Source organism: Oleiphilus sp. HI0066, assembly GCF_001635725.1.
Map to the genome: position 1 here is coordinate 1 of NZ_LWFH01000114.1, position 10,764 is coordinate 10,764.

The following is a 10,764-nucleotide window of genomic DNA, read 5'->3' on the forward strand; positions in this document are numbered from 1 at the left end:
ATGTTAAAGACAACAGCAGAATTAAGTGTTGGTGTAACGACCGTAAGTTACTTCAACCAGAGTTTTGCCTGACGACCATAGAGAACTGGAACCACCTGATCCCATCCCGAACTCAGAAGTGAAACGGTTCATCGCCGATGGTAGTGTGGGAGGTCCCATGTGAGAGTAGGTCATCGTCAGGCTTCTAATACGAAACCCCAGCAGTACATACTGCTGGGGTTTTTTATTGCGTGCCCATAGGTTTCGTGGAGACCCAATCATCTAGCAGTATATTGAACGAATCAAATAGATAATGCTTGCGTTGGCAGTTATATCCAGGTTTAAGCGATGATCAGCACTAAGCATGCCGGCTTTTAGTAGTGCGTTTGAGCGTCTGAAAATCCGTGCCTACATGTAGAGAGCTAAACATAGAAATTCCGGTCACACGGAGGACAGAACTTGACTATGAACGTTCGTTGGGAGATTGTCAGGGCGACCCTTTGATTAAAGGCGGCTTACCGTTCAATATTTTTGCGTGGATTGTTAGCGATTGGTGTATGCATAGAAAGAGTTATATTTAGGTGAGTAGGCTCGCCTGTAATTTACAGTTATTACGTATCTGCGATGTTGGTTTTGCTCACATCCATATCATTAACAGATAGAGGCTTATCAATTCTAGGCTGATCAGTAAGATACGAATGCGGGAGTTTTCTTATCTCAACGAGTTCTGGAATTTTATCTTCCTCAACAATTATCCAATCTTTCGTGTCGTCTGTTAGCGATTTTAGTGGGCTTGTTGGGTATGGTTTAGAAGATGTTTTTTGGGAGATGCTTTCTTTGTAATTTGCTGCCGCATAACTACGGCTAAGTCCGGTGTTTTTGTCGTCGAGCAATGAGTTGATGTATTCGAGAATTGTTTCGTCATTATTCCTCATCATTACACGGTTAGCGCGCATCCATTCTCTATGTCGTGTACGTGTCTCTTTGTGGCAACTATTGTCATTAGTTTGCAGGTCTGCTTTATATAAGGCGCGTACTTTAACAACCAGTGTGGTTACAAAAGCGAGTGTGATGATAAACAAAATCGTAAGCATTAGTATGGTCGCTTATTTATTTTCTTAATATTAGGGAATAGCACTGAATTAAAATAATTCTCTAAAACTGACGAAAGGTTAAGGTTGCCGTTATGTAGGCGCGCTTAGCTAAATACGAGATCTGTAGGAATCTGTCACTAAATCGCTCAAAATAACTTGGAAAATAAATGTGGCAAGTTTATAGTCACTAACCGGTTTAATCATTGTTATTTTGGTTTAAGTCATGTCGTTGCATGAATTAGTGATGAATATTTTTACGAAGCATTCACCTGCCCCTTTCTGCGCTCTAGTTTTAGACGTGCTCACCCTCAATCTGCCGTAGGGCAGTTATTTTTATCCCCTTCGACAAGCGTACAGAATATAAATCTCGAAATTTAGGAGTTTGGCATATGTCAGCCAAAGACAAGTTAGTAATTTTTGATACCACTTTGCGTGATGGTGAGCAAAGCCCAGGCGCGTCGATGACAAAAGAGGAAAAGCTTCGCATCGCACGTGTGCTAGAAAAAATGAGAGTCGACGTTATTGAAGCAGGTTTTGCGATTGCAAGTCCTGGTGACTTCGGTGCTGTGCAAGCGATTGCAAATACGGTAAAAGATTCTCGGATATGTAGTCTTTCTCGAGCGCTAGATAAAGATATCGATCGCGCTGCAGAAGCTCTGAAGGGGGCAAATGCTTCGCGTATCCATACGTTTATAGCTACGTCTCCCATTCATATGAAGTATAAGCTTCAGATGGAACCAGATGCTGTCATTGAGCAAGCTGTTCGCGCAGTAAAACGAGCGCGCTCACATACTGATGATGTTGAATTTTCTTGCGAAGATGCTGGTCGTTCAGAGATTGATTTTTTATGTCGTATCATTGAAGCCGCAATTGATGCGGGCGCATCTACGATTAACATTCCTGACACAGTTGGTTATGCGATTCCCGAACAATATGGCAATACGATCGGCCAATTGATCCAGCGTATTCCAAATTCTGACAAGGCTATCTTCTCTGTTCACTGCCACAATGATTTGGGATTGGCGGTTGCGAACTCATTGTCTGCAGTTGCTCAAGGTGCTCGTCAGGTTGAATGTACAATTAACGGCTTAGGTGAGCGTGCGGGCAACGCATCGCTTGAAGAAGTCGTGATGGCTGTGCGCACTCGTTCTGACCTGTTTGATGTAGAGACTGGAATTGATACGACGCAAATTGTACCTGCTTCTAAATTAGTATCGTCAATTACAGGTTTCCCTGTGCAGCCAAATAAGGCGATTGTTGGTGCTAATGCGTTTGCTCATGAGTCGGGTATTCACCAAGACGGCGTGTTAAAGCATCGCGAAACCTACGAAATTATGCAGGCAGAAGCAGTGGGCTGGCATACGAATAGTTTGGTGTTGGGCAAGCTTTCTGGACGTAACGCGTTTCGTACACGTTTAGAAGAATTAGGAATCGCTTTAGAGTCTGAAAGTGAATTAAATGCTGCATTTGCTGCATTCAAAGAATTAGCTGATAAAAAGCATGAAATCTTTGATGAGGATTTACATGCGTTAGTAAGTGATTCGGTAAGTAAACCTAAGGAAGAAAAATACGAACTAGTTTGTATGTCAGTTGCTTCTGAAACAGGTGTTCGTCCCGTATCGAAAGTTACCTTGAAAATTGATGGCGAAGAGGTAAGTGCCGAGTCTGAGGGTGGTGGCCCGGTTGACGCTACGTATTCAGCTATCGAAAAGCTTGCTCAATCAGGCATCAATCTTCAGTTGTATTCTGTTAATAACATAACAAGCGGTACAGACTCGCAAGGTGAAGTCACAGTTCGTGTTGAACGTGGTGGTCGCATTGTTAACGGTCTAGGCGCAGATACTGATATTGTTATTGCATCTGCAAAAGCATATATCAATGCTTTGAATCTTATGGAAAGTGCTGACGAGCGACAGCATCCTCAAGGAGATGTATAAGCGGTGACGCGTCAGGGGCAGCAAGCTAGTTATTTGGATATGATGGGGGTGCAAACCTGGTACGCCCATAAACTGCTTAATGCTGCTCCATCCCCTACTTTTAGTGATCAAGCTGACTGGGCTAATGACCTTGATCAGCTTCCTGTTAATGCAAGTAAGTTTGCTAAAGAAAAAAAGGAGACCGTTCTAGAAAGTCTCGAAGAGCAGAGTGCGTCACTTGAAATTTCAAACTCAACGCCTCAAATGCTAGAGGTCGAGAGTGTAAGTGAGCGGAATGCAAGTATAGAACCTGGTGTTGAAGTAAAAGCAGAAGATCTTGCGCTCGTTAATGCTTTGCCCTCAGTGTTTTCTCTAAATGTATATCAAAGCGACGATGTCCGATTGCTTAGCTTTGGTTCTGATTCTCAATTAAATGATTTTGCTATCGCTACATCATTGGTCATTGCGCGGTTTCAAAGTCGAAGCGATTTAAATTTTGTAGGCAATTTTCGTTGGCCTGTTTTTTCATTTCAGGCTGAGGCATCTAATACGGATCGTTTGCTAGCCGGTGCATTACAGCAATTCTCCGATAAGATGATTAACGACGCGACGATTAATACAGTCGTTCTCGGTGTGAGTTTGAGTGAGGGGTGCGTTAGATCGATCGCTAAATGCACTGCAGGCTCAATGATCTTAAGTTCTTCAGTGTCTTTAAGTGACTGTATCCGTAATCCTTTACTAAAAGCTCAGTTATGGGCTGATATCATATAGTAAACTTTGCATGTATCACGGGCCTTCGCATAATGACATCAGCCTAAGGGATATGGTCGAGGCTGATTTAGAAAAGGTTATGCAAATCGAGACCGCGAGTTACGACATTCCTTGGACGCGCAAAAATTTCGAAGACTGTTTGAATGACAAGAACGATTGCGTACTTTTGATCTCGGGTCAGCACACCATCGGTCACGCCATTGTTTCATATGTCTTAGATGAGGCGCATTTACTTAATATTTGTGTAGATCCGCGCTACGCTGGAAAAGGCTTTGGCCGTCTTTTTTTACAATCCTTAATTCGTGTTGCGCGGGAGAAAAAGTGCGTTATGTTTTTCTTAGAAGTTCGCGCATCTAATCATAGGGCTATGGGGTTGTATCAATCTGAAGGCTTTAATGAAGTTGGTTTAAGAAAAGGGTATTATCCCGCCCCGAATGGGCGTGAAGACGCTGTACTGATGACCTTGGATATGCGTTTGGATGCATATGCATAGTAAATTTTCTTTAGGAATATTATGAGCCTTCCAGAAATAGATAAGCGACGAACGTTCGCGATTATTTCCCACCCTGATGCTGGTAAAACAACGATTACCGAAAAAGTGTTGCTATTTGGGGAGGCTATTCAAAAGGCGGGCACAGTTAAAGGTAAAAAAAGTGGTCAGCATGCTAAGTCAGATTGGATGGAAATGGAAAAGGAACGTGGTATTTCTGTCACGACTTCTGTTATGCAGTTCCCGTTTAATGACTGCTTAGTAAATCTGCTAGATACGCCTGGACACGAGGATTTCTCAGAAGACACGTATCGAACCCTTACTGCCGTTGACTCTTGCCTCATGGTTATTGACTCAGCTAAAGGTGTTGAGGCGCGGACTATCAAATTGATGGAGGTTACTCGCTTACGCGATACGCCGATTGTTACGTTTATGAATAAGCTTGATCGGGATATTCGTGATCCTATTGAGCTCATGGATGAAGTAGAGGATGTTCTAAAGATCGCTTGCGCGCCTATCACGTGGCCAATTGGGTGTGGTAAAGAGTTTAAGGGTGTTTATCATCTCTACGAAGATAAGACGGTGCTATATCAAACTGGTCAAGGGCACAGAATCCAGGATTCGGAGGTTATCGAAGGATTGGATAACCCACTGCTTGATGAAAAACTAGGCGGGTATGCTCAAGATCTTCGAGACGAAATTGATTTAGTACAGGGGGCTTCTCACGAATTTGATCAAGAGCTCTTCTTAGCTGGCGAATTGACCCCCGTTTATTTCGGCACGGCGTTAGGTAATTTTGGTGTGGATCACATGCTCGACGGCCTTACTTCGTGGGCTCCTAAGCCGCAAGGACGTGCAACTGATGTGCGTGAGGTAGAGGCAGAAGAAAACAAGTTTTCTGGTTTTGTGTTCAAAATCCAGGCGAATATGGATCCTCAGCATCGAGATCGCATTGCTTTCATGAGGATCTGCTCGGGTCAATACAGTAAAGGAATGAAGATGCGGCATGTTCGTATCGGTAAAGATGTCCGAGTTTCAGATGCTGTAACCTTTATGGCTGGAGATCGTGAGAATGCCGAGAATGCTTATGCTGGCGACATTATTGGTTTGCATAATCATGGAACAATTCAGATAGGTGATACGTTTACCGAAGGTGAAGAGTTCCGATTTACGGGCATTCCAAATTTCGCGCCCGAGCTATTTCGTCGAATTCGTTTAAAGGATCCGCTGAAAGCGAAGCAATTGAATAAAGGTTTAATACAGCTCTCTGAAGAGGGCGCCGTTCAGGTATTCAGGCCTTTAGCTAATAATGATTTGATTGTTGGTGCGGTAGGTGTGCTTCAGTTTGATGTTGTTGTACATCGGTTGAAAGCTGAGTACAAAGTGGACGCGATGTATGAGCCAATTTCTGTCGCGACCGCACGCTGGGTCGATAGTGATGATACTGCGGCATTTGAGCAATTCAAAAAGAAATGCAACGACAACTTAGCCTTAGATGGTGGTGATAATCTAACGTATATTGCGCCGACTATGGTTAACTTGCAGTTAGCGACAGAGCGTCATCCAGACGTGAACTTCCGTCAAACACGAGAGCATTGATCTATATGGCAGTTCGACTCATTGATACGCACTGCCATTTGAATTTCCCTCCTCTGCGTCAGAATATCGCAACATTAATCGAACAGGCTCATTCGAATGGTGTGGTTGGATTTGTTGTGCCAGCAACAAATTCTTCTGACTGGAAAGAATTGCTTGGTTTATCTGAAAAGTATCCCGAAATAATGCATGTGGCTTTGGGAGTCCATCCTTGTTTTATTTCGCAAGAGAGTTTATCAAATGACTTGTTAAGTGATCAGTTGCAAGCACTGTCAAAGCATTTTATTGCGATCGGAGAATGTGGCTTAGATGCGCGTTTTGATAATCTTGAGCAGCAGCTCAATATATTTGAAATGCAGCTCGAGTTGGCGGGAAAGCTAGACAAGCCGGTGATCATGCATTCGGTCAGGCGACATCAAGAAGTTTTAGATTTGGTTAAAAAGTGCGGTTTGCACTGGGGTGTGGTTCATGCCTTCTCTGGCAGTTACGAGCAGGCTAAGCAGTTTGTTGATCAAGGTTTGCATCTTGGCGTTGGTGGTGTGATCAAGAGAAATAAGGGTAAAACCTATGATGCGTTTAAGCGCATGCCTGTTGATGCGCTACTAATTGAAACGGATTCTCCGGATATGTACTTGCCTGGCAATCCCGAACGTCAAGGGAGTCCATTAGACATTCTAGAGATTCTGAGTGAGCTGTCAGAAATGAAACAACTTGATAAAGAGAGTCTTGCTGACGTCCTTCAAAATAACTGCCAGAAGTTGTTTTTTAGCTCTAGATAAATAAATAAAAAAAGCTGGTAATTGTTCGTTAATGTGTTTTATAATTCGCGCCCTCAAATTGCCGGACAATTCTTCAGAGTCAGCCCCGTCTCGAATTGGCAAGGCATTAGATAGAAATGCTGACACAAAAATGTGTACAGTTTTAGGTTACTCGGAAGAGTTAAAGGCGAATTAAATGAAAACGTTAAGTGCAAAGCCAGAATCGGTAAAACGTGACTGGTATGTAGTTGATGCTACAGACAAAACACTAGGTCGTTTGTCGACCGAAATCGCGCGCCGTTTGCGGGGCAAGCATAAACCAGAATACACTCCTCACGTTGATACAGGCGATTACATTGTCGTTGTTAATGCTGAGAAAGTTGCCGTAACTGGTAAAAAAGCAAGTGACAAGATTTATCACCATCACACAGGTTACATTGGTGGCTTGAAATCAATTTCTTTTGAAAAATTGATTGATAAAGCTCCTGAGCGTGTAATCGAAGGTGCGGTAAAAGGCATGTTGCCACGTGGTCCACTTGGTCGTGCAATGTTCAAGAAGTTGAAAGTGTATGCGGGTAACGAGCATCCGCACACTGCTCAGCAGCCAAAAGATCTAGAAGTTTAACGGAAGGCGATTATGTCAACTACATATAACTATGGTACTGGTCGTCGTAAAACTTCGGCGGCACGAGTGTTCTTAAAGTCTGGTTCTGGTCAAATTGAAGTTAATGGCCGTCCTCTAGACGAGTTTTTTGGTCGTAAAACTGCTCAAATGGTTGTTCGTCAACCTCTTGAGTTGGTCGAAATGGCTGACAAACTAGACGTTAAAGTAACTGTTAAAGGTGGTGGTACTACAGGTCAAGCTGGTGCTATCCGTCACGGTATTGCCCGTGCTTTGATTGAGTATGATGAGTCATTGCGTAGCCCGCTTCGTCAAGCAGGTTGGGTAACACGTGATGCGCGTGCTGTTGAACGTAAGAAGGTTGGTCTACGCAAAGCGCGTAAACGTCCTCAGTTCTCTAAGCGTTAATATGCAGTATATTAAAAAGCGCCTGTCGGTATTTGCTGTCAGGCGCTTTTTTTTAGCCGAACATTTAACTGTCAACAAATCGATTAAAGTTGTTGATGGCCTATCTTAATTTAATTACTATTTGTGGCTTTTAGGACATGCCCTACCTTTTGTGTGGGTAAGGTATTTAGTGCTCTAAAAGTTCTTGGTGGCTAAAGCGCTAGGGGCTACAAATAATAAGATATGAGTATTATTTTTATTTTCGGGGGAAGCCTGTATGAGTGAAGGCGACGTTAATGCGAGCCGTCGCAGATTTTTGATAGGTGCGACTTCAGTGGTTGGGGGTGTTGGTGCGATAGGTGCTGCAGTCCCGTTTGTGGCCTCATGGAATCCAAGTGCCAAAGCAAAAGCTGCGGGTGCGCCAGTTAAAGCATCGGTGGGTAAGTTGGAGCCGGGTCAGCGTATGACTGTTGAATGGCGAGGTAAGCCAGTTTGGGTTATTCGTCGTACTCAAGAGATGTTAGATAACTTAGATAAGTTAGCTGACCGTCTGCGTGACCCAATGTCAGAAGTGCCTCAGCAGCCTGAGTATGTGAAAGGTGTGTATCGATCAACTAAACCAGAGTACGCAGTGCTAGTTGGTATTTGTACTCATCTAGGTTGTTCTCCCCAGTTTGTTCCTGAAGTTGAGCCTCAAGAGTTTGATGAAAACTGGATGGGCGGATTCTTCTGTCCGTGTCACGGCTCACGTTTTGATTTAGCAGGTCGCGTATTTAAAGGTGTTCCTGCGCCAACTAACTTAGTTGTACCACCATATAAGTATCTTGATGATGCCACAATTATGGTTGGTGTTGATGAGGAGGCTGCGTAATGCAAAAGCTAATTTCATGGATTGACGAGCGTTTACCGGTCGTCAATGCTTTTGAAAAGCATATGAGTAAATATTATGCGCCAAAGAATTTTAATGTTTTTTACTTCTTCGGCGTATTGTCGTTTGTTGTTTTAGCTAACCAGCTTTTAACTGGCATTTGGCTAACAATGAGTTATAACCCTTCAGCAGAGGGTGCATTTGCGTCTATTGAATACATCATGCGTGATGTTGAATATGGTTGGTTGTTACGATATCTGCATTCAACAGGTGCTTCGGCATTTTTTGTTGTTGTTTATATGCATATGTTCAGAGGTCTGCTGTACGGTTCGTACAAAAAGCCGCGTGAGTTGGTCTGGATCTTTGGTATGACTATTTACCTAGCTCTTATGGCCGAAGCATTTATGGGCTACTTATTACCTTGGGGACAGATGTCTTACTGGGGTGCTCAGGTAATTGTTAACCTCTTTGGTGCAATTCCATACATCGGTGAAGGGTTGGCTTTGTGGATTCGTGGTGACTACCTGATTTCAGGCATTACCTTAAACCGTTTCTTTGCTCTTCACGTTGTTGCGTTACCAATCGTTATTCTTGCGTTGGTTGTGTTGCATATTCTCGCGCTTCATGAGGTTGGTTCTAATAACCCGGATGGTATCGATATTAAGAAAGACAAAGATGAAAACGGTATCCCAAAAGATGGTATTCCTTTCCATCCTTTCTACACAGTGCACGATATGGTCGGTATTGTTGTATTTTTGTTCGTATTCTGCGCGGTGGTCTTCTTCTTCCCTGAAATGGGTGGTTATTTTTTAGAGAAGCCTAATTTTGAGCCGGCGAATGCTCTTAAGACGCCTGATCACATTGCGCCTGTATGGTACTTCACGCCATTCTATGCAATCTTGCGTGCTGTTCCGGATGCGTTCTTGGGTGTTGTGGCGATGGGTGCGGCAATTGCAATTTTGTTCGTATTGCCATGGTTAGATCGTAGCCCGGTGCGTTCAATGCGTTACAAAGGCAACTTAAGTAAGATTGCTCTTGTGTTGTTTATCATTTCGTTCTGCATTCTTGGTTACTTGGGTGTTGTGGTAGCAACTCCAGGTAGAACTTTGCTTGCTCAGGTCTTGACTGTTATTTACTTCGCTTATTTCATTCTTATGCCTTGGTATACAAGTATTGAGAAAACTAAGCCTGTACCAGAAAGGGTGACAATGAAATGATTAAGCTCGTTGCTACGTTATTTTTCACAATTAGTGTGAACAGTGTATTGGCAGCTGTTGGACCGGCGGCTCCTGTTGATGATATTGATACTGATATTCGTGATCAAGAGTCTATGCAGCGTGGGATGGCGTTGTTTACTAATTACTGTTTTGGATGCCACTCGCTTGAGTACTCGCGCTATGAACGTTCTGCAAATGACTTAGGTATCCCAAAAGAGATTTTTGAAGAAAATCTACTTGAGGGCGACGCTAAGATCGGTCAATTGATGACTACCTCTATGGATAAAGATCAAGCGAAAGCTTGGTTTGGCAATCCACCGCCTGACTTGACGTTGGTGGCGCGGTTACGGGGGCCAGATTGGTTGTATAGTTACTTGCGTGGTTTTTATGCAGATCCTTCGCGTCCATATGGGGTAAATAATGTCGTATTCAAAGATGTCGGTATGCCACATGTTCTAGCAGACCTGCAGGGTATGTGTGCTGAGCCACCACTTATGGGTATTGATACTGAAGTTGATCCTCTTTCAGGTAACATCGTTAAGAGTAGTGGCTGTCAAGAATATAAGTCGGAAGGTTCTATGACGCCAGCTGAGTATGACGAAGCCATCTATGATTTGGTAAATTACCTTGAGTATGTCGGTGAGCCGTCACGGATAGAAAGTGAGCGTATGGGATTATACGTGCTTGTCTTCTTGGCGTTCTTCTTTGTGTTCGTCTACTTCTTGAATAAAGAGTACTGGCGCGATATCCACTAAGTCTATCTAAGTAGCTATAAGGCTGTTGGCAAACGCTAACGGCCTTTTTTGTTATAACGTGTGTTGAATTATGACGCGCTTTGATAAGTGTGTATAATTCTGGCAGTTTTGTATTCTATGTATCGAATTTTCGATGCGTTCTATTTATAAGGAGCTCTTGTATGGGCGTTGTGACCAAACGGTCGTCGATGACGTTTTTTTCTGATGGTGCAAGCCACTATAGCCACCGAGTCCGTATCGTTCTCGCCGAAAAAGGTGTGGCAGTAGATATTATTGATGTCGATCCAGATGAAAAGCCTGCAGAGTTAGCT

At 43.4% G+C, this 10,764-nt stretch carries 12 protein-coding genes and 1 rRNA gene; 12 read left to right on the forward strand and 1 reads right to left on the reverse strand.

The features are described 5' to 3' along the window. Positions 1-67 precede the first annotated feature (67 nt). Positions 68-182: ribosomal RNA gene (gene rrf / locus A3738_RS02095) — 5S ribosomal RNA — on the forward strand. A gap of 408 nt (positions 183-590) precedes the next feature. Here rrf and A3738_RS02100 read toward each other — a convergent pair. Next, positions 591-1,073 carry a hypothetical protein gene (locus A3738_RS02100; RefSeq protein WP_068472999.1) on the reverse strand — a complete coding sequence of 161 codons (483 nt, stop codon included), beginning with the start codon at positions 1,071-1,073 and terminating at the stop codon, positions 591-593. Positions 1,074-1,462: 389 nt separating this feature from the next. Here A3738_RS02100 and A3738_RS02105 point away from each other — a divergent pair, with 389 nt between their 5' ends. The 11 genes from A3738_RS02105 to A3738_RS02155 all read left to right on the forward strand — a co-directional run. Next, positions 1,463-3,010 (forward strand): 2-isopropylmalate synthase, encoded by a 1,548-nt coding sequence (locus tag A3738_RS02105; RefSeq protein ID WP_068472997.1) that lies wholly within the window; start codon positions 1,463-1,465, stop codon positions 3,008-3,010. A 3-nt stretch (positions 3,011-3,013) separates the two neighbouring features. Further along, the gene (locus A3738_RS02110; protein WP_068472994.1) at positions 3,014-3,760 is read left to right on the forward strand and encodes a hypothetical protein; all 747 of its coding nucleotides are present in this window, start codon (positions 3,014-3,016) and stop codon (positions 3,758-3,760) included. Between the two features lie 52 nt (positions 3,761-3,812). Next, positions 3,813-4,253, forward strand: a complete 441-nt coding sequence (rimI, locus tag A3738_RS02115; RefSeq protein WP_082868893.1) for a ribosomal protein S18-alanine N-acetyltransferase — start codon at positions 3,813-3,815, stop codon at positions 4,251-4,253. 21 nt (positions 4,254-4,274) lie between these two features. Next, a complete protein-coding gene (gene prfC / locus A3738_RS02120; protein ID WP_068472988.1) occupies positions 4,275-5,849 on the forward strand; it encodes a peptide chain release factor 3 in 1,575 nt (524 codons plus the stop codon). A gap of 5 nt (positions 5,850-5,854) precedes the next feature. Further along, positions 5,855-6,625 carry a TatD family hydrolase gene (locus tag A3738_RS02125; protein WP_068472984.1) on the forward strand — a complete coding sequence of 257 codons (771 nt, stop codon included), beginning with the start codon at positions 5,855-5,857 and terminating at the stop codon, positions 6,623-6,625. Positions 6,626-6,800: 175 nt separating this feature from the next. Continuing rightward, positions 6,801-7,229 carry a 50S ribosomal protein L13 gene (gene rplM, locus A3738_RS02130; RefSeq protein WP_068472981.1) on the forward strand — a complete coding sequence of 143 codons (429 nt, stop codon included), beginning with the start codon at positions 6,801-6,803 and terminating at the stop codon, positions 7,227-7,229. 12 nt (positions 7,230-7,241) lie between these two features. After that, entirely contained in the window at positions 7,242-7,634 is a 393-nt protein-coding gene (rpsI, locus tag A3738_RS02135) for a 30S ribosomal protein S9 (protein WP_068456560.1), read from the forward strand. Positions 7,635-7,890: 256 nt separating this feature from the next. Beyond that, entirely contained in the window at positions 7,891-8,484 is a 594-nt protein-coding gene (petA, locus tag A3738_RS02140; protein WP_068472978.1) for a ubiquinol-cytochrome c reductase iron-sulfur subunit, read from the forward strand. Continuing rightward, positions 8,484-9,698: a cytochrome bc complex cytochrome b subunit gene (locus A3738_RS02145; RefSeq protein WP_068472975.1), complete on the forward strand. Its 1,215-nt coding sequence runs from the start codon at positions 8,484-8,486 to the stop codon at positions 9,696-9,698. The genes petA and A3738_RS02145 overlap by 1 nt, the downstream gene beginning before the upstream one ends. Beyond that, positions 9,695-10,453 (forward strand): cytochrome c1, encoded by a 759-nt coding sequence (locus A3738_RS02150; protein WP_068472972.1) that lies wholly within the window; start codon positions 9,695-9,697, stop codon positions 10,451-10,453. Before A3738_RS02145 ends, A3738_RS02150 begins: the two co-directional genes overlap by 4 nt. A gap of 161 nt (positions 10,454-10,614) precedes the next feature. After that, positions 10,615-10,764 (forward strand): glutathione S-transferase N-terminal domain-containing protein (locus tag A3738_RS02155; protein WP_197473517.1); only part of this gene is annotated, 150 nt, incomplete at its 3' end.

What these genes read in the sequence shown, in the direction of transcription:
- rimI (WP_082868893.1), top strand. Translation starts at nt 3,813, where the DNA reads ATGGTCGAGGCTGATTTAGAAAAGGTTATGCAAATCGAGACCGCGAGT.
- A3738_RS02145 (WP_068472975.1), top strand. Translation starts at nt 8,484, where the DNA reads ATGCAAAAGCTAATTTCATGGATTGACGAGCGTTTACCGGTCGTCAAT.
- rpsI (WP_068456560.1), top strand. Translation starts at nt 7,242, where the DNA reads ATGTCAACTACATATAACTATGGTACTGGTCGTCGTAAAACTTCGGCG.
- A3738_RS02105 (WP_068472997.1), top strand. Translation starts at nt 1,463, where the DNA reads ATGTCAGCCAAAGACAAGTTAGTAATTTTTGATACCACTTTGCGTGAT.
- A3738_RS02125 (WP_068472984.1), top strand. Translation starts at nt 5,855, where the DNA reads ATGGCAGTTCGACTCATTGATACGCACTGCCATTTGAATTTCCCTCCT.
- petA (WP_068472978.1), top strand. Translation starts at nt 7,891, where the DNA reads ATGAGTGAAGGCGACGTTAATGCGAGCCGTCGCAGATTTTTGATAGGT.
- A3738_RS02150 (WP_068472972.1), top strand. Translation starts at nt 9,695, where the DNA reads ATGATTAAGCTCGTTGCTACGTTATTTTTCACAATTAGTGTGAACAGT.
- A3738_RS02100 (WP_068472999.1), bottom strand. Translation starts at nt 1,073, where the DNA reads ATGCTTACGATTTTGTTTATCATCACACTCGCTTTTGTAACCACACTG.
- prfC (WP_068472988.1), top strand. Translation starts at nt 4,275, where the DNA reads ATGAGCCTTCCAGAAATAGATAAGCGACGAACGTTCGCGATTATTTCC.
- rplM (WP_068472981.1), top strand. Translation starts at nt 6,801, where the DNA reads ATGAAAACGTTAAGTGCAAAGCCAGAATCGGTAAAACGTGACTGGTAT.